The sequence below is a fragment of the Clostridium sp. ETTB3 genome (assembly GCF_053571985.1).
The window spans coordinates 1,387,741-1,410,182 of the sequence record NZ_CP199832.1; the positions used below are offsets into that span (position 1 = coordinate 1,387,741).

General features: G+C 25.5%; 22 protein-coding genes. 1 reads left to right on the forward strand and 21 read right to left on the reverse strand.

The genetic code is table 11. From position 1 onward, the window contains the following. Positions 1–55: 55 nt before the first annotated feature. From ACUN06_RS06770 to zapA, 15 genes are all read right to left on the reverse strand, one after another. Positions 56–421 carry a hypothetical protein gene (locus ACUN06_RS06770; RefSeq protein WP_291731499.1) on the reverse strand — a complete coding sequence of 122 codons (366 nt, stop codon included), beginning with the start codon at positions 419–421 and terminating at the stop codon, positions 56–58. A gap of 51 nt (positions 422–472) precedes the next feature. Next, positions 473–1,249 (reverse strand): tetratricopeptide repeat protein, encoded by a 777-nt coding sequence (locus ACUN06_RS06775; protein WP_294367965.1) that lies wholly within the window; start codon positions 1,247–1,249, stop codon positions 473–475. Continuing rightward, positions 1,246–1,506 carry a hypothetical protein gene (locus ACUN06_RS06780; RefSeq protein ID WP_294160964.1) on the reverse strand — a complete coding sequence of 87 codons (261 nt, stop codon included), beginning with the start codon at positions 1,504–1,506 and terminating at the stop codon, positions 1,246–1,248. Before ACUN06_RS06780 ends, ACUN06_RS06775 begins: the two co-directional genes overlap by 4 nt. Before the next feature lie 49 nt (positions 1,507–1,555). Then, the gene (locus tag ACUN06_RS06785; protein WP_449390258.1) at positions 1,556–1,828 is read right to left on the reverse strand and encodes an SNF2-related protein; all 273 of its coding nucleotides are present in this window, start codon (positions 1,826–1,828) and stop codon (positions 1,556–1,558) included. A gap of 85 nt (positions 1,829–1,913) precedes the next feature. Further along, positions 1,914–2,795 carry a DMT family transporter gene (locus tag ACUN06_RS06790; RefSeq protein ID WP_294160962.1) on the reverse strand — a complete coding sequence of 294 codons (882 nt, stop codon included), beginning with the start codon at positions 2,793–2,795 and terminating at the stop codon, positions 1,914–1,916. Between the two features lie 223 nt (positions 2,796–3,018). Then, a complete protein-coding gene (locus ACUN06_RS06795; RefSeq protein WP_291734355.1) occupies positions 3,019–3,255 on the reverse strand; it encodes a DUF1292 domain-containing protein in 237 nt (78 codons plus the stop codon). 82 nt (positions 3,256–3,337) lie between these two features. Then, positions 3,338–4,033 carry an amino acid ABC transporter ATP-binding protein gene (locus ACUN06_RS06800; protein WP_291734357.1) on the reverse strand — a complete coding sequence of 232 codons (696 nt, stop codon included), beginning with the start codon at positions 4,031–4,033 and terminating at the stop codon, positions 3,338–3,340. A gap of 11 nt (positions 4,034–4,044) precedes the next feature. Beyond that, a complete protein-coding gene (locus tag ACUN06_RS06805) occupies positions 4,045–4,719 on the reverse strand; it encodes an amino acid ABC transporter permease (RefSeq protein WP_294127085.1) in 675 nt (224 codons plus the stop codon). A gap of 24 nt (positions 4,720–4,743) precedes the next feature. Continuing rightward, a complete protein-coding gene (locus tag ACUN06_RS06810; protein ID WP_291734360.1) occupies positions 4,744–5,559 on the reverse strand; it encodes an amino acid ABC transporter substrate-binding protein in 816 nt (271 codons plus the stop codon). A gap of 177 nt (positions 5,560–5,736) precedes the next feature. After that, entirely contained in the window at positions 5,737–6,768 is a 1,032-nt protein-coding gene (locus tag ACUN06_RS06815; protein ID WP_291734362.1) for a hypothetical protein, read from the reverse strand. Continuing rightward, positions 6,755–7,219, reverse strand: a complete 465-nt coding sequence (locus ACUN06_RS06820; protein ID WP_291734364.1) for a DUF523 domain-containing protein — start codon at positions 7,217–7,219, stop codon at positions 6,755–6,757. The genes ACUN06_RS06815 and ACUN06_RS06820 overlap by 14 nt, the downstream gene beginning before the upstream one ends. Positions 7,220–7,294: 75 nt before the next feature. Beyond that, complete coding sequence (locus ACUN06_RS06825; RefSeq protein ID WP_449390248.1) at positions 7,295–9,652, reverse strand: endonuclease MutS2; 2,358 nt, start codon at positions 9,650–9,652, stop codon at positions 7,295–7,297. 22 nt (positions 9,653–9,674) lie between these two features. After that, the gene (locus ACUN06_RS06830) at positions 9,675–10,010 is read right to left on the reverse strand and encodes a hypothetical protein (protein ID WP_294127094.1); all 336 of its coding nucleotides are present in this window, start codon (positions 10,008–10,010) and stop codon (positions 9,675–9,677) included. A 14-nt stretch (positions 10,011–10,024) separates the two neighbouring features. Beyond that, positions 10,025–12,385: a U32 family peptidase gene (locus tag ACUN06_RS06835; protein WP_291734371.1), complete on the reverse strand. Its 2,361-nt coding sequence runs from the start codon at positions 12,383–12,385 to the stop codon at positions 10,025–10,027. 172 nt (positions 12,386–12,557) lie between these two features. Next, positions 12,558–13,832 (reverse strand): cell division protein ZapA, encoded by a 1,275-nt coding sequence (gene zapA, locus ACUN06_RS06840; protein ID WP_294160958.1) that lies wholly within the window; start codon positions 13,830–13,832, stop codon positions 12,558–12,560. A gap of 155 nt (positions 13,833–13,987) precedes the next feature. On the opposite strand from zapA, the gene ACUN06_RS06845 reads away from it, so the two are divergent. Next, on the forward strand, positions 13,988–14,893 hold the full coding sequence (locus ACUN06_RS06845) for a radical SAM protein (RefSeq protein ID WP_291733583.1): 906 nt from the start codon (positions 13,988–13,990) through the stop codon (positions 14,891–14,893). A gap of 9 nt (positions 14,894–14,902) precedes the next feature. Here ACUN06_RS06845 and ACUN06_RS06850 read toward each other — a convergent pair whose 3' ends face one another. The 6 genes from ACUN06_RS06850 to ACUN06_RS06875 form a co-directional block, all read right to left on the reverse strand. Beyond that, positions 14,903–15,427, reverse strand: a complete 525-nt coding sequence (locus tag ACUN06_RS06850) for a hypothetical protein (protein ID WP_291733585.1) — start codon at positions 15,425–15,427, stop codon at positions 14,903–14,905. 244 nt (positions 15,428–15,671) lie between these two features. After that, a complete protein-coding gene (htpG, locus tag ACUN06_RS06855; RefSeq protein WP_294127101.1) occupies positions 15,672–17,552 on the reverse strand; it encodes a molecular chaperone HtpG in 1,881 nt (626 codons plus the stop codon). Positions 17,553–17,769: 217 nt separating this feature from the next. Then, entirely contained in the window at positions 17,770–19,119 is a 1,350-nt protein-coding gene (locus ACUN06_RS06860) for an alpha-amylase family glycosyl hydrolase (RefSeq protein ID WP_302537833.1), read from the reverse strand. A gap of 297 nt (positions 19,120–19,416) precedes the next feature. After that, positions 19,417–20,166: an acetyl-CoA carboxylase carboxyltransferase subunit alpha gene (locus ACUN06_RS06865; RefSeq protein ID WP_449390259.1), complete on the reverse strand. Its 750-nt coding sequence runs from the start codon at positions 20,164–20,166 to the stop codon at positions 19,417–19,419. A gap of 28 nt (positions 20,167–20,194) precedes the next feature. Further along, complete coding sequence (gene accD / locus ACUN06_RS06870) at positions 20,195–21,073, reverse strand: acetyl-CoA carboxylase, carboxyltransferase subunit beta (RefSeq protein ID WP_291733591.1); 879 nt, start codon at positions 21,071–21,073, stop codon at positions 20,195–20,197. 12 nt (positions 21,074–21,085) lie between these two features. After that, positions 21,086–22,429, reverse strand: a complete 1,344-nt coding sequence (locus tag ACUN06_RS06875; RefSeq protein ID WP_449390249.1) for an acetyl-CoA carboxylase biotin carboxylase subunit — start codon at positions 22,427–22,429, stop codon at positions 21,086–21,088. Positions 22,430–22,442: the final 13 nt, after the last annotated feature.

Genomic DNA, 22,442 nt, shown 5'->3' on the forward strand with positions numbered 1-22,442 from the left:
TTATAAAAACATAAGCGTCGAAATTTACGACGCTTATAAAAACATATGTAGTGTTTTATTTTTTCTTAAGTAAAAGACATAATCCAATACAGCCAATTAAAGCTCCTATACCTGCACCTACAATAACCTTACAATCTAAGTTTTTTAATTTTTCCATCATACAACTATCATTGCAACAATCAGTTTTTTCATCATAATAACAATTATCTTCATCATTTATTTCTTCATCATCTAAATAGTTAAGATTTTCGTCATAATCAATATCATTATTAGTGGAATCAGATTTATAAAAATTTATAAATTCTTCTTCATAATTATTATTTGACTTATAATAGTTTCTTTGAGTAATAGCAGGAATTTTAATTCTTTTAGTTGCTGCATCTAAACTTTTACTTAAGTTTATTCCTATACTTTGGTACATAAGTATCACCTCAACCTTAGTATAATCACTTTTTTGTAACTTAATTCAAATTTATAAATTTTCTATTTCTTTAATTTCTTTTATATATAATTCATTAGAATTATCTGCTTGATGTACTATTTGTAAATAACTTAAAGCATCTTCATATTGATTTAAAGCTTTATAACACATTGCAACTCCAAAGTAAACATCAATAGTACCTTCTTGTAAATCTATAGCCTTTTCATAATTTATTAAAGCATTAGTATATTCCTTTATATTATAATAATATTCACCTAATCCAATATAAGCTCTACCTAAATTTTCATCAATTTTAAGTGCCTTATTAAAATATTCAACTGATTTTTCAGCAAGGTTTTTATATTTTAAATATATCCACCCTATATTTACTAAAATATATGCAGTATCATTATCATTTAATGTATTTGAATTTAATAATTCAATTCCTAGTTCTATTGCATAATCATAGTTCTTTAAATAAATATTTATATCCATTAAATAAGCTACTACAAAGAAGCTATTAGGATTTTCTACTTTTAATTTTAAGAAAACTTCATTACTTTTTTTAAAGTTCCCTAAATAAAAATATGCTTCACCTAAAAGACTTTTAGTAAAGCTTTCGTTTGTACAGTTATTATTTAAGCCTAAGTTTAAATATTTTACTGCATTTTCATAATCCTCTAATGTCATATAGCAATCAGCAATATAGGCATAAAAATCAGGATTATTGCTTTCATTTAAGCAATTAAGAGAAAAGTTTAAAGCACTTTCAACATCTTCATTCATTAAATCATTATATTTTTCTAAAAAATCTTTATTTAAGTTCATTTATACTCCTTTAATGCATCAATTTTACCACTTGTACCATAATAATTATCCAATACTACATTAGTTTCTAAAACTATTTGCCTTAGTTTAGTTATATAAGAAAGTATCTCAATTTTTTTTATATAAGAATTCATCATTTGATAGTTTATATTAGCATAATCATTAATGTCATTTCTTAATAATGAATAAGTAGTTATTAATATATCATAATTAAAAGCATTATGTATAGTTTCAATTCTAAAATTTTTTTGTACCATTAACAAGAGTTACTTTTAATGATGGTGCAAATTTTTCAAACTCTCTTTTCTAATTAAATAATAAAGAAGAGGGCTCAACTATAAGTAAAGTATTATTTTTAAGAGATGATAAAAATGCAATTGTTTGTAATGTCTTTCCAAAACCCATTTCATCCCCAAGTATTCCACCAAAACCTAGTGTTTCTAATGTCTTTAAGTAACAAAATCCTTTATATTGATAATTTCTAAGTGTTCCAATAAAGTTATCAGTAATTTCATAAGTTAATTTATCTATATTATTAAATTGTGTTTTTAGTGTTTTTAGTGTTTTTAAGTTATTTATACTTTATTGATATCAAAAGTAAAATCATTACTATTCGTAATAGATAAAAGGATTATATCAAAACTATTGATATAACCCTTAAGTATTATTTATTATCAATTTTATCTAATTTTTTATTATATAAAAACATATATAATGATACTGTAAAAATTATAATATAGCCTACTACACTTAAGTAATCTGGTAATGTGCCAAATAACATAAAACTTATTAATGCAGAAAAAACAATGTTACTATAATCAAAAATTGAAATTTCTTTAGCTTTAGCATACTTATATGCAATTGTAACTCCAAATTGACCTACGCTTGCAAATATTCCTGCTAATATCAAATAAAGAAGTTGAGCTAAAGTCATTTCCTTATAAACCATTAGCATAAATGGTAATATCACCATAGTTGAAAAAAATGAAAAGTAAAATACAATTGTATAATATTTTTCTTTGCTTCCAAGAACACGAAGGCATGTATAAGCAGCTGCTGCACAAATAGCACCACAAACCCCTATTAAAGATGGAATGATATCAAAATTAAATTGTGGTTTAATAATAAACAATGCACCTACAAATGCTATTATAATGGCTAGTACCTGTTTTATATTTATTTTTTCCTTTAAAAATAAAGCACTAAATATAATAACAAAAAAAGGACTAAGCTTATTAAGCATATTAGCATCAGATAACACTAGTTTATCAATTGCATAAAAATTAAAAACAATTCCTAATGTTCCAAAAACCGAACGTAAAATTAGTATTTTTTGATTTTCCAATTTACCAAAAAAGCTTTCTTTTTTAACTAAAATAAGTGTAAATGCTATTATACAAGATGTAATATTTCTAAAAAAAGTTTTTTGAAAAGATGGTAAATCTCCAGATAGCTTTACAAATGCAGACATCATTGCAAATCCAAATGCAGACATTATTATAAATAAAACACCTTTGCTTCTATTAGATAAAGATAAATTTTTCATAGCGCCTCCTTTAAATTTTATTAAACATATAATTAATGTAATTGATAATAATACTTTAATTATAATTTACATTAATATTAATTACTAGTAAAAGGACTAATTGTAAATAAAAAAATGGGGCTATCGCACTAAAGCTTTTATACACAATATATTGTTTTAAAAAATAAAATTTAATACAACATATTGTAGTATTTATTCTTAATGCGATATCCCCATAAAGAGTTTAAAATTTAATACTAGATACTTGTCTAACCATATTTAGTTCCTTTTCTGATTCTACTTGAACTAAAGTTTCATTCCAATCCTTATCAAATTTAATTTTAAATATTTCAACATCATTTTTATTGGTTACAGGTGCCATTGCTACATATTCTGTTTTGTTTATTAACTTTTGTTCTAAAATAGCATATTCTACTTTATTTCCTTGATCATCTGTAAATTTCATTGTTTTTTCATTCATTTTTAATTTCTCCTTTTCTAATACATATAAATTAGTATTATATAAAAGAATAAAAATTATTAATTAGTTATAAAAAATATCATTAAATTATTTCACATTTATTATAAATATGTTTTTCAATTATTTTTCCAGAATCCATAGATACAATTTTATCAGAAACAAGTTTAGCAAACTCCATATCATGTGTTATTATAAGCATTGACATACCGGTTTTACTTAAACTTTTTATCAGCTTAGCTACATCTAAAGTAAGTGATGGATCTAAAGCTGAAGTAGGTTCATCAAAACACATTAATTTAGGGTTTAAAGCTAATGCTCGTCCAATTGCAACTCTTTGTTTTTGCCCACCTGATAATTCACATGGATAATTATTAGCTTTATCACTTAAACCTAAAAAGCTTAATATTTCGTTTGCTTTATTTATTGCATTTTCCTTTTTTTCACCTAGGGCACGAGTTGGTGCTTCTATTATATTTTCTAAAACTGATTTATGAGGAAATAAATTAAAATTTTGAAAAACAAGACCTACATTTTTTCTTATTATAGAACTTGATTTTTTATCACAATACCTACCATCTTTACAAAAAGTATATCCATCTATTTCAATAGTTCCATCATCACATTTTTCAAGTCCAGTTATAGTTCTAAGTAAAGTTGTTTTACCTCCACCTGAAGGGCCAACTACTACTACAATTTCACCTTTGTTAATCTCAAGATTTACACCCTTAAGCACTAAATTATTTCCAAAAAATTTTTTTAACCCTCTTATTTTTAACATATGAGCACCCCTTAATTATAATATTGATATTTTTTTTCAATTTTATCAAATATTTTTGTGAATATTCCTATTAAAATTAAATAAACAATTCCAATAATTAAGAGTGGTAAAAGTGAAGAATCCCTGTTACAAGCTATTTTACCAACTCTTAATAATTCATCTATTCCAATTACATATACTAATGCAGTATCTTTAACTAATGTTACTATTTCATTTGCAATTGGAGGTAATATTGTTTTAAAAGCTTGAGGTAGTATTATTCTAAAAAAGGTATCCTTTTTAGATAATCCTAGAACTTGAGATGCTTCATTTTGTCCAATATCAACAGATGAAATACCAGCTCTAAAGATTTCTCCAAAGTATGCAGCATAATTTAAAGTAAATGCAATTATTGCTGCTGGAAATCTATCTATAACAATATTTAAATTTGGAAGTCCAAAAAATATAAAGACTATTTGAAGTAAAAGAGGAGTTCCACGCATTATTAAAACATAAAATCCTGTTAGTTTATTAATTATTTTTATTTTTGATAATCTTCCTAGTGCTACAAGAACACCTAAAGGTATAGATAAAATTAGTGTCAATAAAAAAATTTCCATTGTAACCTTAAGCCCTTCTAAGACTTGAGGAAATAATGTTCCAGTATAATTTACTATATCTTTTAAAAATGTTATTATAGTATACATTTGTGTTACTCCCCCATTTTATTTTTATTCCTTTATAGTTATATCTGCATCAAACCATTTAGTAGATATTTGTGCTAATGTTCCATCATCTTGTAATTCTTTATAAGCTTTATTAAAAGCATCAACCATCTCAGTATCTCCTTTTCTTATTCCAACACCATATTCTTCTTCGCCAAAGTTATCATCTAAAATATTAAATTTATCTTCACCTTTTAAACGTATATAATATCTTACTAATATTTCATCAGCAACAACAGCATCAATTCTTCCTGCTTCTAAATCCATTAAAGCTTGGTTATTATCTTCAAAAGTAATAGCAGAACCGCCATTAAAACTATTATATAAATCTTCTTCTTTTTCCATTGCACTTATAGCAGATGATTCATTTTGAGCTCCAACCTTTTTACCTTCTAAATCTTTCTTTGCTTTTATATCACTATTACTTAAAGTAACAATAACCTGTTTATTTTTTAAATATGGAACTGAAAAATCAACTTTCTTCTTTCTTTCTTCATTAATTGTATAACCATTCCATATTAAATCTATATTTCCGGATTTAAGTTCAGTTTCTTTCATAGTCCAGTCTATAGGTTGAAATACAACTTTTTTGTTTAATTTTTCACATATAGCTTTTGCAAGTTCAACATCAAATCCTGTAATTTCACCATTTTCATCTTTAAATCCCATAGGAGCAAAGGCATCATCCATTCCAACTATTAGAGTCTCCTTATTTAAAGTACTTTCAGAAGTATTTTCTTTAGAACAACCAGATACCCCTAGGCTTAAAGTTACTATAGTTGCCCCTAAAATAATATTGCTTATTAATCTTTTTAACTTCATATAAATTCCCCCATCTTTATCTAACACTTTTCTTATTTAATACTTTAGCATATTAAAGTGTTAAAATCAAGTGTTTTTTATTCGTTTTATTTTGTATAAAAAAACTCTATATAGATAAACTCTCCTATTTAAGTGTTTATCTATATAGAGTTAAATTAAAATACTTATTTTTTTAACTTATTCCAATATTTCTGTTAAATATTTTCTAAGTTCAATATCTAATGAATTATCTCTTAAATACATTAACTTACTATTTATTTCTTCGTCTTTATTATATAAAGAGTAGAAGCTTAATGTAGCTTTTAATCTTAAGTCTTCAGGTACTGAAGATAAATCAAAGGTACCTTTCTCATCTTTTAAAATCATTGATAACTCTAAAACCTCATCACTTATAGCAACTGCCTTTAAGAAAATTAATTGTTCTGTTGTATAATTTCCAACATTATTAATTATACTTAAAGTAATATCATAAGCAGATTCTATATTATTATCATAAATATATTTTTTAAAGTAAACTTCTAATGTTTTTAATACTTTAGTATTGTTTTTTACTTGAGATAAAAATCCTAAAGTTGCAATTATATTTTCATCACTAAATGTATCCATAATATAAATTATAGAATCTATAATTTTTTCTTCTTCAATTCCCTTTGCAGCCATTTTACAAAGTAAATTTACAGATTTAATACTATTTGCTGATTTGTCATTAGCTATTTTTAACAATTCATCAACACTATGTTCATTAAAGGAATATAAAATAGTAAGTACAGCATTTTTAACAGCTGTAGGCCATGCTCCTAAACCATTATATCTACTTCTTAAATATGATGGTTTTGAAATTCCACCATAAAGAAATTCAGTTAATGCACCTATATTTTCCATTCCAATTACTTTAGCTGCTTCTTTTGAATAAAGTTCCATAGAATCAAAGTTTTGAGATTTATCAACAACTTTTAGGATTTCTCCTGTTATAAGAGATTTTAATTCTTCAGCAGTAAGGTTACTTGGATTATGATATTCTTCTACTTGATCTAACACAAAGTTATAATTAAATCTATTATCTTCATTTTGAATACTTATTTCAGATGATTCATTTGTTATTGCAATTTCGTCTTCACTTTCATTAATTTCTTTTATATTTAAAGCTTTATCTAAAGCTATTTCTTCATCATTTTCTTTTTTCTTTTTGAAAAAATCAAATAATCCCATCTTTATTTCCTCCTAAATCCTTTTCACTTATTACTTCAATAAAAGCTTCTTTCAAAATTTTTGTTGTTATACCCATACCTGGTATTTTAGTGCCATTAAAATTACCGTCATATATGTAATTAACGCCACAAGAAGGGCTTCCTTCTTTTAATATTGCTTTTTTAATATTTAATTTTTTAGCAATATTTAAGGTTTCTTGTGCACCTTTAATAAATTCTTTACTTACATCATCTCCATTTTTATTAACAACAAAAGTATCTTCTAATTTGTTATTATTAAAATGATTTATAATTTCACTTGGTATTCTTGGTGTAGGCAATCCCCCAAGTTGTTCAGGACATACTAAAATAGCTTTTCCTGAAGAAAATAATTCATCGCATATTTTATTATAATTATTGTTACCATTATATTTACAATTAACTCCACATAAACATGCGCTTATTAAATACATGAAATCCCTCCTATTCTGCTTTAATTATAGCACAATAAGGAGGGGTTTCAACTGAATTTAAATTAATAATTTTTGTTATTTTAATTCAACGATAGTTACACCATCTCCACCTTCACCATATACACCTAATCTATATGATTTAACATGAGGATGTCTTTTTAACATATCATTAATTGCTTTTCTTAATATACCAGTTCCTTTACCATGAACTATAGTTACTTCACCTAAGTTTCCTAAATAAGCCTCATCTAAATATTTATCAGTTCTATAGCAAGCTTCTTCAGAATCCATTCCTCTTAAATCAATTCTAGAATCAATAGCTTTCATATTTAATTTAAGTTCTCTTTTTTTCTTTTCTTTCTTCTTAGGTTCATTTGGAACTTTACGTAAATCCTTTAATTTAACATTAATTTTCATTATTCCAGCTTCAACTTGAACATCACCTTTATTGTCAGGGTTAGATATTATTATTACTCTTTGATTTAATGAAGGTAAGAAAGCTTCCATACCTAATTTAACTTTAGTAATAACTTCACCAGTATTTTCCTTTGATTTAATCATTGCAGCTTCTTTTTCTTCAAGACTTGTTTTTAATTTTCTTCTTTCCTCTTCTAATCTATTTCTTCCACCACCTGAGATTCCCATTTTCTCAAGTTCTCTCATAGCCTTAACTATTTCATCAGCTTCATCTTTTGCTCTAGAAATTATATTTTTAGCTTCTTGTCTTGCTTCATCATATACTTTATCTCTTACAGTATCTAATTTTTTTAGTTTTTCATCATATTTAGCTTTTAATTCTTCAGCTTCTTGTTTAATACGGTAAGCTTCTCTAGCATCCCTATTAGCAACAATACTCTTTTCTTGAAGATCTCTAATTAAATCTTCGAATTGTAAATTTTCTTCAGACATAAAGTCTTTTGCTTTTGAAATTACATCAGTACTTAAACCTAATCTTTTAGAAATTTCAAATGCATTTGATTTACCAGGAATACCAATTAATAATCTATAAGTAGGTCTTAATGTTTCAACATCAAATTCAACTGAAGCATTTTCTACACCTGGAGTTTTAAGAGCATATCCTTTTAATTCACTATAGTGTGTTGTTGCTATTATTCTAGAACCCCTTTTATTTAATGTTTCAATAATTGCAACAGCTAAAGCAGCTCCTTCTACTGGATCAGTACCAGAACCTAATTCATCAAATAAAACTAATGAATTTGAGTTAGCTTCATCTAAAATTGATACTATATTAGTCATATGAGATGAAAATGTTGATAAAGATTGTTCAATGCTTTGTTCATCTCCAATATCAGCAAAGATATCTTTAAAGAATCCAATTGTAGACCCATCTTTTGCAGGAATTAAAAGTCCACTTAATGCCATTAAATGAAGTAATCCAACTGTTTTTAAAGTAACAGTTTTACCACCAGTATTAGGACCAGTTATCATTAAAGTTGTAAAATCCTTGCCTAAATATATATCAGAAGGAACTACAGTTTTAGGATCTATTAATGGATGTTTTCCAGCTATAATATCAAAACTTCTATCAATTGTTACAGTTGGTTTAATAGCATTTAAAGCAGAGGCATATTTCCCTTTTGCAAATATAAAGTCAAGTTCTCTTAATATATTTGAATTGCTTTTAATAGTATCTATATTATCATAAACCTTAGAAGAAAGTTCACTTAAGATTCTTTCTATTTCAGCTTTTTCCTTAAGCATTAATTCTTTAATTTCATTATTTAAATTTACTAAGCTTATTGGTTCAATAAATAAAGTTGCACCTGTTGAACTTTGATCATGAACTAATCCGGGAACAGCACCTTTATATTCAGCCTTAACAGGTAATACATATCTGTCACCTCTCATTGTATATAAAGAATCCTGAAGATATTTTGAATTACTTCTTACAATAGAATTAATTTTTTCTCTTACAGATGAATTTTTTTCTTTTAAGCTTTTTCTTATGTTATATAATGTGCCACTTGCTTTATCACTAATTTCTTCTTCTGAAATAATAGCATTATCTATTTCACTTTCAAGATTTTTTAATGGTACTAAGATATAAGCTAAATCTTCAAGGTTCTTATAGCCAATTTCATCGTCTTTTCTAGCAACATAATCCTTAAATTTTCTAGAACATCTAAGCATATTTCCAATTTTAATAAGCTGACCTGGATTTAATACTCCACCTTTTCCTGCTCTTTCAAGTTCTTCTTTAGTTTCATATAATCCTTCAAAAGGAGGAGTTCCTTTTCTAATTAATATATCTAAGGCTTCATTTGTTTCTTCTAATTTTTTTTCTACTTCAAAAACAGAACCATATGGTGTAAGATTATCTATAAGTTCCTTTCCTCCGCTAGTTACTGCATAATTTCTCAATTTATTTTTAATTTTATTAAATTCTAAAATTCTTAAAGTTCTTTCTTTCATAAATTTCTCCTATTAATAAATGCTATTTTTTTAAATCCTTATTTAGCTTTTGATTATTAATGATTAATGAAATTGTAACTATTATACTTATAATCAATACTGAAATATTAATAATGTTCTCATAATAGTGAGTTTTACCAATAAATGATGAAATTAAAATTAGCATTTCACAAACAACAATTGATAATAAGATTATACTTATTTTCCAATTCCCCTTAACTATTGAAGTTGTTTTTAGTTTATCATTATAATTTAAATTTTTAAACCAATCTGTATTTAATACAGAAGATGCATTACGCATTTGATAAATACCAAAAATAAATACAAGAATTATCACCACTATGTTTAATGTTCTCATAAAACCCTCCTAACTTATTCTATACCCCTTCTAAATTGTCCTTTTGTATAATTAGATTTATCATATTCCATTTTACTTAAATACATATTATAAACATTTTTAACTTCTTCATAACTTTCATCTCTAAAATCAAATCTTAAAGTTTTAATTCCAGCTTCTTTAAGGTAAGTTCTTTCATCAAAAAGATTTAATGGTACTGGATTTAAAATATAACTTCTACAGAATAAGTCGGTCATAACTCTTAATCTTTCATTTACTCTATCTATTAAAGTAAATTTGTCTCTAGTACATATAGCATTACAATCAACATTAGTTTTTCTTCCTCCAAATGTACTTCCAATTGGGCAATATTCACTTATCATAAGTTCTGGTTTTCCATAAATAACATAAGCATTATTGCCCTTATTTTTACGTAAAATATCTTTGATTTCAGTTCTATTAAGCTCCATGCTTAGTGTTGGAATAGATATTTCAGATTGATAAAATTCTAAACTTTGTGTATTCATAATATTAAGTTTATAATCACCTATTATTTGAAGTGAATTTCTGTATAAATGGATTATTCCTATATTAGAAGTAATAATTCCTTTAATATATGATTTTACTTTTTCTATAACAGTACATACCTTATCAAATTCCCCCTTTATAATAGAAGAAGTTTTTATATATAAGTTAATATTACCATTATATTTTTCAAAAGTATCAATTATATCAGAAAATCTTAATGCATTTGCTTCTCTACTAAAAATATCAAAAGCTATATTTTTAACATTACATTCTAATAATGCTTTTAATTGTTCTTTTGTTACACAACTATATAATTCAGTTGGACAATCATTTGTTGATTTTGTCTTTTCTACTACGATGTTCTTTTTTGCAGGACGTCTTCTTCTAGATTCCTTACAAATATTCTTAATAAGGTTTTCTATTGCATCTCTTCTTAAGTTATTTAAATCTGAAATTCTCATAAATCCATCTTCAAATTCTGTAAAATCAACAATATTTAATTTAAATGGTACATCTCCAGATTTCATTAATGCTTCTCTTATACGTTCTTTATCTAAAGGTCGCTTTTCAGCTTTTTGAATTATTTCACCAGTATAAGTATATTCTTTACCTTTATAATTTATATTTAATGCTACTGGTGAATTTACAGCAAACTTTACTGTGGCATTTAAAATTATTTTTTTTGAATATGGCTTTATGTAATCTTCTAATTCATCAAAAAGTTCTTTATTTAAACTCTTATGAAGGAAGTCGCCTGGCTTATAATTAATAGGGAATATCTTAACTATATCACCTTTATTAGCTTTAGCTTCTTCTTTTCCATTTAATAAAATTTTGCTAATTGAAAACCCTTTATCGTTATTACGAACGCCATCTCCTAAAGCTATAGAAGTTTTAAGCTTAATTTCACCACTTTTTTCAATTTGTCCTAATGGTACACCAGAGTTTTTTGGAGAATTAAAACTCATCATATCTTTACCTGGATTACTTTTTAAGTAAGCATTAGTAAATCCGCTTCTATTAAATAATTGTAATAGCTGTTCTTTTCCTTCATGCTCATTATATTTCTTTTTTAGAATAACTTTATCTACAGCTTTTCTATAATTGTCAACAACACCTGCAACATATTCTGGTCTTTTCATTCTTCCTTCAATTTTTAATGAATATGTGCCTGTATCAATAATATCTTTTACATCTTCTATTGTACACATATCTTTTGGACTTAATAAATATCCCTTTTGCTCACCAGATTTTTCACCTTGTAATGTGTATTCCATTCTGCAAGGTTGAGCACATCTTCCTCTATTACCACTTCTTCCGCCAATAATAGAGCTCATTAAGCATTGACCAGAATAACTTACACATATAGCACCATGAACAAACATTTCAGTTTCAATCATTAAATCAGTAGATATATGTTTAATTTCTTCAAATGACATTTCTCTTGATAAAACTAATCTATGAAATCCCTTTTCTTTGAAGTATATAGCAGCTTCTCCATTATGTATTGTCATTTGAGTAGATGCATGAATTTCAAAATCTTCATATTCTTCTTTTATTCTTTTAAATAATCCTAAATCTTGTATTATCAATGCATCAGCACCTATTTCATAAAGATAGCCTACATATTTTACAGCTTCCTCAATTTCAGATTCTTTTAATATAGTATTTATTGTAACATAAACTTTTACACCATAACTATGAGCATAATCTATTGCTTTTTGCATATTTTCATTATCAAAATTTGATGCATATGCTCTTGCTGAAAATTTATTTCCTCCTAAATAAACAGCATCAGCACCTTTATTAATAGCTGCATACATGCTTTCCATACTTCCAGCTGGCGCTAAAATTTCTATTTTATTCATAAAAAATCTCTCCTAAGTTTTAAAAATTAAGTTGTCTTTTGTATAAAAATTAACTAGATGAAATATAATCAATATTAATTGTATTTCATTAATAAACTACTTATTGTTATAACATAATTAAAAGTGTTTTACCATATTAATTAAGATAAGTCTGCTCATATATTGAACAGACTTATCTTAATAGTGGATTCTTTTCTCTTTTTTCAACAGCTAATTTAAATTGACTATCTATTAATTTCTTTTCTAAATCTAAAACTTTATATTTAAAGTTTTGTAATTGGAAATTAATTTCTCTGTTACGTGATTTAAATAATTCCTTTTTATTTAAGGCATCTTTTAAATCTTTTTCTAAAGATGATATTTTATTTTCTAAAGAAACTTTTTCTTCTAGGCTTTGTTTTGCATTTAACTCTTTAAATTCTTCAAGTTCAGCTTCTTTACATTTAATAGATTCATTTAAGGTATTAACATTTTCTTTAAGCTTTGAGTTTTCAGAAGAATAATCATTAATTTTTATATTATAATTTTCAACTTTTTCTTTTAAATCATCATTTTCATCACTAAGCATAATATTTATTTTTTGAGTTTTTTGAAGTTTATTTAATACTTCATTGAATTTTTCTTTTTCAATTTTACTATTTATTTCTTCAGTAAGATTTTTAATCTTAGTTTCTAATTTGTTTTTAGATTCAGTTAGCTTTTCAACCTCTTGATTTTTAGACTCAGTTAAAGTTTTAATTTCCTCATTGTTAGTTTTAGTTAATCTTTCAATTTCTTGATTTTTAACTTCAGTTAAAGTTTTAATTTCCCCATTTTTAGCTTTAGTTAATTTTTCAATTTCTTGATTTTTAGACTCAGTTAAAGTTTTAATTTCCTCATTTTTAGCTTTAGTTAATTTTTCAATTTCTTCATTTTTTGATTCAGTTAATCTTTCAATCTCTTGATTTTTAGATTCAGTTAATTTTTCAATTTCTGCATTTAAATAATTATTTTCTGCATTTAAATCATTGTTTGATTTTGTTATTTCATCAATTTTTTTAGATAATTTAAGATTTAATGATTTTATTTTCTCAAACTCTTTTACTGTTTCCTCTAACTGACTAATTGTAGATTTTAAAGATTCTACTTCTGCAGTTCTAGCTTTTGTAGTTTCATCTATTTCTATTTTTAATTCTCTTAAACGCTCTTTAAGAGTTAAGTGACGTTCTTCAAGAGAATTTTTTTTCTTTGTTATATCTCCAATTTCTAAATCACATTTAAAAAGTTCATCGGCTATATTTACAGCAGTTAATACTGCAGCAGAGCTTGTACTAAGTTTTTTATTAGTTCCTGAAATTTCTTTAATTTTAGTATCAACATAAGCTGCAACGTCTAACAAATATTTTTCGTCTTCTTTTCCTCTTAAATTGTATTCCACATCATTTATTATAACAGTTACTGTATTCATCTTGCACCTCTCACATATTGATTATGGAACAATTATATCACAATTAATACTAAATAACTATATACTACTTTAAATTGATAAATTCAGTATAAATTGCTATACTTTTAATTAATTATTTTTTGATAAAAGTAACTTAAAATTAAGAGGTATTAAATATGAACAATATTGATATGTTAGATAACTGTAATTTATGCATTAGAAATTGCAATATAAATAGAAATAAAAATATTATTGGGGTATGTAAAACTGATAACATTATAAAAATAGCACGTGCGGATTTACATTTTTGGGAAGAACCATGTATTTCAGGGGCAAAGGGATCTGGTACGGTTTTTTTTTCAAATTGTAATTTAAAATGTGTTTTTTGTCAAAATCATAAAATTTCTCAAAATGGTTTTGGAAAACAAGTTACTATAGAAAGACTTGCTGAAATTTTTATAGAACTTCAGAATAAAGGAGCAAACAATATCAATTTAGTTACTCCAACACATTATGTTCCATTAATAATTGAATCAATAAAAATTGCTAAATCAAAGGGATTAATATTACCAATAGTATATAATACTAATTCAACAGATACTTTAGAAACAATTAAAGCTTTAAATGGTTATATTGATATTTATCTTCCCGATTTCAAATATTTTGATGATAAATATTCTATTAAATATTCTAAAATCAAAGGATATTCAAAAAATGTAATTGAAATTATTTCAGAAATGATTAAACAAGTTGGTGAGCCTGTATTTGATGAAAATAATATAATGAAAAAAGGTGTAATTGTAAGACATTTAATGTTACCTGGATTATTATTTGATTCTAAAAAGGTTATAGATTCAATTTATAATAATTTTGGAGATCATGTATTTATTTCTTTAATGAATCAATACACTCCATTATATAACGCAAAAGATTATCCAGAAATCAACAAATCTGTGAATCCTAAATTATATGATTCTTTAATAAATTATGCATTATCTATTGGTGTAAAAAATGGATTTATTCAAGGTGGGGGAACTGATACAGAAGAGTTTGTACCTGATTTTAATAATAAAGGTGTTTAAAGGGATAGATTAAACTATCCCTACCTTACTTACTACACCATCAATTATTTGTTTTCTCTTTTGATTTAAGTAATCTCCATAATATTGTTCTTGTTCATCTAAATCAGATATATTTTCAATATTAACTATACTTGATAAGAGTAATTTATTTATATCAAGTCTATAAGTTCTATTTATTCCTGCATATATCTTATTATATTCTTCTAATCCTCTAGTTTTTTTATATTTTCTTATTAAAGAATCTAAAGAAGTATCATATTTTTTTATTTTATATACAATAGAATTTAAAGTAGTTGATTTATTCTTTAAAAAATGCTTTTCATAAGCTTGTTTACATTTAATTAATTCATCAATAGTATAGTCTGAATTTTCAATTGTAAACTTTATACTGTCTCCATTAAAAGCCATCTCTAAAATATTATTTATAATATCACTATTAGATTTACTATATAATTTTTTATCAGCACCTATAATTTCAAGCCCTTTTTTTAATTGATTTATCTTTTCATTTAATAAATTTTCATTTATACTCATACTCATCCTCCAACATTATTCAAATTTTCATTAGTTATAATTTTATGGTTCTACAAGCTTGATTATACAAGATAATAATAGTGATTGTAAAACTTATTTGTTCAATGAATATAAATTATTACTAAAAAACAATTAGAAAAAATTCTAAAGGTGAAATTAAAGAAATTAGCGTTAAATTTAAATATTAATAATAAAATAAGAGGGTGTATGCAGAAAATAGCATATACCCTCTTATTAAATTTAATTACTTCATTAACTTGCAAATATCATTAGTAAATTCTACTGGATCTGAAATGCTTAATCCTTCAATTAATAAAGCTTGATTATATAAAAGGTTAGTATATAAACTTAATTTATCTTTATCATGCTCATAAGCATCTTTTAATACTTTAAATACTTCATGATTAGCATTTACTTCAAGAACCTTATCAGCTTTTATGCCTTGAGAATTAGGCATTTGATTTAATACTTTTTCCATTTCAATTGATAAATCACCTTCATTTGATAAGCATACAGGATGGTTTTTTAATCTTTTAGAAATCTTAACTGCACTAATTTTACCCTTTAAAATTTCTTTCATTGATTCAAATAATACCTTATTTTCTGCATCATTTTCCTCTTCCTTTAATTCCGCATCATTATTTTCAATACCTAAATCACTACTTGAAACTGACTTAAATTCTTTTTCTTTATACTGCATTAATATCTTAATAGCAAACTCATCAATATCATCAGTAAAGTATAAGATTTCGTACCCCTTATCTAATAATAACTCTGTTTGAGGAAGTTTTTCTATTCTATCAATAGATTCACCAACTGCATAATAAATATATTTTTGATCTTCTGACATTCTTGTTACATATTCATCTAAAGTAACCATCTTCTTTTCTTTTGATGAATAAAACATTAATAAATCCTGAAGTACATCTTTTTCAGCCCCAAAATTATCATATACACCAAACTTAAGAGTTCTTCCAAATGAATTATAGAATTTTTCATAATTTTCTCTATCATTTTTAAGCATTTTTTCAAGCTCATTTTTAATTTTATTTTTAATATTTTTAGCTATAAATCTTAATTGCCTATCATGTTGTAAGATTTCTCTTGAAATATTTAAAGATAAGTCTTCAGAGTCAACTATACCTTTAACAAATCCAAAATAATCAGGTAATAAATCAGAACACTTATTCATAATCATTACACCATTAGAATAAAGTTCTAAGCCTTTTTCATAATCCTTTGTATAGAAATCATAAGGCATGCTTTCTGGAATATATAAAATTGCATTATAGCTAATTGTTCCATCAACACTTAAATGAATATGCTTTAATGGTTTATCAAATCCATAATGTTTTTCTTTATAGAAATTATCATAATCTTCTGTAGTAAGCTCATTTTTATTTTTTCTCCAAATAGGAACCATGCTATTTACTACTTTTTCTTCAATAACATCTTCATATTCATTTTCTGAACCTTCTTTAAGTTTTCTCTCAGTTAAATCCATTTTGATTGGGTAACGTATGAAATCAGAATATTTTTTTATTAATGCTTTAATTTTATATTCTTCTAAATATTCATCAAAGTTTTCATCTTCATTATTTTCTTTAACGTGTAAAATAATATCTGTTCCCACAGATTCCTTAGAACATGGTTCTATTGCATATCCATCAACTCCTGATGATTCCCACTTATAAGCCTCATTACTTTCAAATGCCTTACTTATAACAGTAACTTTATCAGCAATTAAAAATGAAGAATAAAAACCTACACCAAATTGTCCTATAATATCATAACCATCTTTAATTTCATTTTCTTTTTTGAATTTTAATGAACCACTTTTAGCAATAACTCCTAAATTATCATCTAATTCTTCCTTTGTCATTCCTATTCCAGTATCACTTATTTTTATTGTTCTAGAAGCTTTATCTAGAGATATTTTAATAAAATAATTATCTTTATTAAAGCTTATGCTATCATCTACTAAAGCTTTATAATATATTTTATCAATTGCATCACTTGCATTTGATATAAGCTCTCTTAAGAAGATCTCTCTATGTGTGTAAATTGAATTAATCATTAAATCTAATAATCTCTTAGATTCTGCTTTAAATTGTTTTGTTTCCATAAAATTCTCTCCTTTTTAATCTAAAAAGTAATTATTAGCACTCTGCATTAACGAGTGCTAACACTCTAATAATTATTTTACTACCTAAAAATATATTGTCAATAGTATTAATAAACTATTTACAAAAAAGTAAAATTATAATTAATTTTTTAAAATAAGAAAAGCCATATTAGATATAAAACTTATTCTATTTTTATATCTAATATGGTGTTTTATACTATTCAACTTTTAATATTTTATTACTAAAAGCAGGTATATTAAGTTGTAGTTTGTTATTAAAAGTAGTAAAATGTTCATTTGTATTTTTTAAATTAATTAATGATTTGTTGCTAAAAGGTACATTGAATTCAAGAATTTCATCTTTATCATCAAGATTTAATACTACTAATATCCATTTATCATTATAGCAACGTCCAAATATAAATTGCTTATTTTTAACTAAAATTTCTTTATAGTTTCCGTGAGTTAACTCTATATTAGACTTTCTAATTGAAATTAATTGAGAAATTTCCTTTTCTATTTTTTTTGCAAATTCATTATTTTCATATTTTTCAAGAAAAATCTCTGGTCTAAGATTTAAGTCTGTAATTTTTCTATCTCCTTCAATTCCCCATTCACTTCCATAATAAATTGATGGAACTCCAGGAATAGTAAATAGTATTGTATAAATATTATTTAAATATTTTTTATTTGCTACCATGGTAGCAATTCTATTTACATCATGATTATCTACGAAGTTGTATAAATTTATATTCTTATAAATACCATAATCACCAAATTCTCTATTCAATGAATAAGCAATTTCAAAGTAATTTTTATCATTATGCCCTGAATATAATCCTTTATATAATTCATAATTAGTTGCAGAATGAAGCATTTCAGGAGAAACAATAGTATTATAATCTCCATGTATCATTTCACCCATTAACCAAAAGTTTTTCTTAAAAGAATCAGTTTTTTTACGTAATTCTCTTATAAAATTTTTTTCTAATAAGTAAGCAACATCTAATCTTATTCCATCTATATCAAATTCATCAATCCATGTTTTTACAACAGTAAATAAATAATTTTTAACTTCAGGATTATATAAATTTAATTTAACCAAATCATAATGTCCTTCCCAACCTTCATAATAAAAGCCATCATTATAATGACTATTGCCATTAAAATTAATATTGAACCAAGAGGAATAAATAGAATTTGATTTTTTATTTCGAACATCTTTAAAAGCCCAAAAATCCCGTCCTACATGATTAAAAACTCCATCTAAAATTACACTTATATTATTTTCATGTAATTTAAAAACTAATTTTTTAAAATCATCATTTGTACCCAAGCGATTATCTATTTTTAGGTAATCAATTGTATCATAACCATGATAAGTTGATTGAAAAAGCGGCCCAAAATAAATTGAGTTTATCCCTAAGTCGTTAAAGTGATTTATCCAATTTTTATCAATTTTATTTAATCCAAGATTTTTGGTGGATTTTTCTTTGTTATTTATTACTCCACAAAACCCTAGAGGATATATATGATAAAATATTGCATCCTTTATTGAATTTGTCATTTTATAACCTCCTAAAATCAATTACAATAATCATAAAATTTAATTTATACCATATAATATATAATATAAAAAAACTCATAATATTCTCCTATAGTTGCTATTAATTAATATTACAATAATGTTAAAATTTTGTAATATTAATTTTTTTAAAATTAAAGTGTATAAAACGAAAAAACTGGTAATAATTATTAATGTAGATACATTTTGTATGTTGAGCTACACATACCTCTGTATAATTACCTTAAAATAAAGAAGCAAGTTATTAAATTTAACTTGCTTCTTTAAATATATATTTAATTAAAAAAATTTTCTATATCTATTATATCTTTTTTCTAAAAGATCATTTATATCAAGTGATTTTAAATTATTAATTTCAACTATTAAAGAACTTTTTAATTCTTTAACAACTGATTTTATATCATTTTGAGCTCCACCAGAAGGCTCAGTTATTATTTTTTCAATTATACCCTTATTAAGTAAATCGTAAGAAGTTATTCCCATTATTTCAGTAACTTCCTTTGCTTTAGATGAATCCTTTAATAATATAGATGCAAAACCTTCAGGTGATAAAATAGAATAAACTGAATTTTCTAAAGCCCATACTTTATCACCACAAGCTAGAGCAATTGCACCTCCACTTCCACCTTCACCTATTATAATTGAAATTATAGGAACTTTAACTCTTGCAATTTCAAATAGATTTCTTGCAATTGCTTCACCTTGGCCACGCTCTTCTGCTTCTACTCCACAATAAGCTCCTGATGTGTTAATAAAACAAATTACTGGTCTATTAAACTTTTCAGCTTCCTTAATCAATCTAAGAGATTTCCTATATCCCTCTGGATAGGGAGAACCAAAATTTCGTTCCATGTTTTCTTTTAAATTTTTGCCTTTTTGAATTCCTATTATAGTAACAGGGATTTTATCTAAAAAGCCTATTCCACCTATTATAGATTTATCATCTCCATATTTCCTATCTCCATGTAATTCAAAAAAATTGTCAAAAATTAACTTTATATATTCTTCTGCATTTGGTCGTTCAAGCATTCTTGCAATAGAAAGTCTATCCCATGCCTTAATTGTCTTGGTCAATAAAGTCACCTCCTATAGGCTTATGAAGCTCTAATAATAATGAAAGTACTCCTTTCATTTCTTCTCTTTTTACTATATTATCAACAAAACCTTTTTCTAATAAAAACTCAGCGCTTTGAAAGTTATCAGGAAGCTTTTCTTTAATTGTACCTTCTATTACTCTTCTCCCCGCAAATCCAACTAAAGATTTAGGTTCAGATAAAATTATATCCCCAAGCATTGCAAAGCTTGCTGTTACTCCACCTGTAGTAGGATCAGTAAGTACTGTTATATAAAGTAATCCAGCTTCATTGAGTTTAGCTAATGCTGAACTAACCTTTGCCATTTGCATTAATGATAAAATTCCTTCTTGCATTCTAGCACCACCTGAAGCAGTAAATATTATTATTGGTAATTTTTCTTCAATAGCTTTTTCAATTGCTAATGTAATTTTTTCACCAACAACAGTTCCCATACTTCCCATCATAAAATGGGAATCCATTACACAAATCATTGCAGTATTACCGTTAATTAAGCATTTTCCAGTTACTACTGCTTCTGTAAGTGCAGATATATTCTTATTTTTATTTAGTTTTTTTTCATAACCTGGAAAATTCATAGGATTATTACTTTCCATATTTTTGTTAAACTCTATAAATGATCCTTCATCACAAGTAAATCGTAATCTATCATAAGCAGATAATCTAAAATTACTACCGCAATTATTACAAATAAAATAATTATTTTCTAAATACTTTTTATACAATATTTTCCCACAGTAATCACATTTAACCCAAGCTCCATCAGGTACTATTGGAATATACTTATTATCAATAGAAGAAATATTAATTACTCCATAGTTTTTCTTTTTAAAAATTTTCATAATATCACCAACTTACAGTTTAAATTCCTTGCTTATAAAACTTGTATCATAAGTTCCTAAGCGGAATGCTTGATTTTTTAATATACTTATCTGAAATTCTATATTAGTATTTATTCCTTCTATAACAAATTCATCTAATGCACGGAGCATCTTTTTTATTGCTTCATCTCTTGATTTACCATGGACTATTAATTTAGCAATCATAGAATCATAATTAGGAGGAATTGTATATCCGTTATAAACAGCAGTATCAACCCTAACGCCATTTCCACCAGGTAGATTTAAAAATTTAATTTTACCAGGAGATGGAGCAAATCCTAATTTAGGATTTTCAGCATTAATTCTACATTCTATTGAATGACCATAAATTTTAATATTATCTTGAGTTAAAGAAAGTTCCATTCCATTTGCAATATTCAACTGTTCTTTAACTATATCCACTGAAGTTACCATTTCTGTTACTGGATGTTCAACTTGAATTCTAGTATTCATTTCCATAAAATAAAAATCACCATGCTTATCAAGTAAAAATTCTATTGTTCCTGCACTTTCATAATTTACAGCCTTTGCTGCATTAATGGCTGCAGTCCCCATTTTATTTCTTAATTCATCATTTAAAATAATAGCTGGTGCCTCTTCAAGAACCTTTTGATTACGTCTTTGAATTGTACAATCTCTTTCATATAAATGAATTACATTTCCAAAGGCATCTCCTAATATTTGAACTTCTATATGGCGAGGGTTTTCTATAAACTTTTCCATGTATACAGAATCATCATTAAAATTATTTTTAGCTTCTGCTTTAGCTGTAAAATATGCATTTTCTAATTCATTTTCATTTAGAACAACTCTAATTCCTTTTCCCCCACCACCAAGGGAAGCTTTAATCATTACTGGATATCCAATCTTTTTAGCTTCAGACTTAGCTTCTTCTAAATTTCTAATAAGTCCTTCACTCCCAGGAATTATAGGAATATTTGCATTTTTCATAATTTCTCGTGCCATAGATTTATTGCCCATTATATTTATAATTTCTTTACTAGGACCTATAAATTTTATATTACATTCTTCACACATTCCTGCAAAACTTGCATTTTCAGATAAAAATCCGAAACCTGGATGAATCGCGTTGCAGCCAGTAATTACTGCTGCACTTAAAATATTACTTTCATTAAGATAAGAATCTTTAGATTTAGAAGTTCCAACACAAATAGCTTCATCTGCAAGTTCAGTGTGAATAGCATTTTTATCTACTTCAGAATAAATTGCAACAGTTTTAATTCCAAGCTCTTTACAAGCACGAATAATTCTTACAGCTATTTCTCCTCTATTAGCTATTAAAACTTTTCTAATCATAAAAGCACCTCAC

What these genes read in the sequence shown, in the direction of transcription:
- ACUN06_RS06775 (WP_294367965.1), bottom strand. Translation starts at nt 1,249, where the DNA reads ATGAACTTAAATAAAGATTTTTTAGAAAAATATAATGATTTAATGAAT.
- ACUN06_RS06795 (WP_291734355.1), bottom strand. Translation starts at nt 3,255, where the DNA reads ATGAATGAAAAAACAATGAAATTTACAGATGATCAAGGAAATAAAGTA.
- ACUN06_RS06845 (WP_291733583.1), top strand. Translation starts at nt 13,988, where the DNA reads ATGAACAATATTGATATGTTAGATAACTGTAATTTATGCATTAGAAAT.
- ACUN06_RS06770 (WP_291731499.1), bottom strand. Translation starts at nt 421, where the DNA reads ATGTACCAAAGTATAGGAATAAACTTAAGTAAAAGTTTAGATGCAGCA.
- ACUN06_RS06820 (WP_291734364.1), bottom strand. Translation starts at nt 7,219, where the DNA reads ATGTATTTAATAAGCGCATGTTTATGTGGAGTTAATTGTAAATATAAT.
- ACUN06_RS06815 (WP_291734362.1), bottom strand. Translation starts at nt 6,768, where the DNA reads ATGGGATTATTTGATTTTTTCAAAAAGAAAAAAGAAAATGATGAAGAA.
- ACUN06_RS06800 (WP_291734357.1), bottom strand. Translation starts at nt 4,033, where the DNA reads ATGTTAAAAATAAGAGGGTTAAAAAAATTTTTTGGAAATAATTTAGTG.
- accD (WP_291733591.1), bottom strand. Translation starts at nt 21,073, where the DNA reads ATGAAAATTTTTAAAAAGAAAAACTATGGAGTAATTAATATTTCTTCT.
- ACUN06_RS06835 (WP_291734371.1), bottom strand. Translation starts at nt 12,385, where the DNA reads ATGAATAAAATAGAAATTTTAGCGCCAGCTGGAAGTATGGAAAGCATG.
- ACUN06_RS06865 (WP_449390259.1), bottom strand. Translation starts at nt 20,166, where the DNA reads ATGCTTGAACGACCAAATGCAGAAGAATATATAAAGTTAATTTTTGAC.
- ACUN06_RS06825 (WP_449390248.1), bottom strand. Translation starts at nt 9,652, where the DNA reads ATGAAAGAAAGAACTTTAAGAATTTTAGAATTTAATAAAATTAAAAAT.
- ACUN06_RS06805 (WP_294127085.1), bottom strand. Translation starts at nt 4,719, where the DNA reads ATGTATACTATAATAACATTTTTAAAAGATATAGTAAATTATACTGGA.
- ACUN06_RS06850 (WP_291733585.1), bottom strand. Translation starts at nt 15,427, where the DNA reads ATGAGTATAAATGAAAATTTATTAAATGAAAAGATAAATCAATTAAAA.
- ACUN06_RS06830 (WP_294127094.1), bottom strand. Translation starts at nt 10,010, where the DNA reads ATGAGAACATTAAACATAGTGGTGATAATTCTTGTATTTATTTTTGGT.
- htpG (WP_294127101.1), bottom strand. Translation starts at nt 17,552, where the DNA reads ATGGAAACAAAACAATTTAAAGCAGAATCTAAGAGATTATTAGATTTA.
- ACUN06_RS06860 (WP_302537833.1), bottom strand. Translation starts at nt 19,119, where the DNA reads ATGACAAATTCAATAAAGGATGCAATATTTTATCATATATATCCTCTA.
- zapA (WP_294160958.1), bottom strand. Translation starts at nt 13,832, where the DNA reads ATGAATACAGTAACTGTTATAATAAATGATGTGGAATACAATTTAAGA.
- ACUN06_RS06875 (WP_449390249.1), bottom strand. Translation starts at nt 22,429, where the DNA reads ATGATTAGAAAAGTTTTAATAGCTAATAGAGGAGAAATAGCTGTAAGA.
- ACUN06_RS06790 (WP_294160962.1), bottom strand. Translation starts at nt 2,795, where the DNA reads ATGAAAAATTTATCTTTATCTAATAGAAGCAAAGGTGTTTTATTTATA.
- ACUN06_RS06810 (WP_291734360.1), bottom strand. Translation starts at nt 5,559, where the DNA reads ATGAAGTTAAAAAGATTAATAAGCAATATTATTTTAGGGGCAACTATA.
- ACUN06_RS06780 (WP_294160964.1), bottom strand. Translation starts at nt 1,506, where the DNA reads ATGGTACAAAAAAATTTTAGAATTGAAACTATACATAATGCTTTTAAT.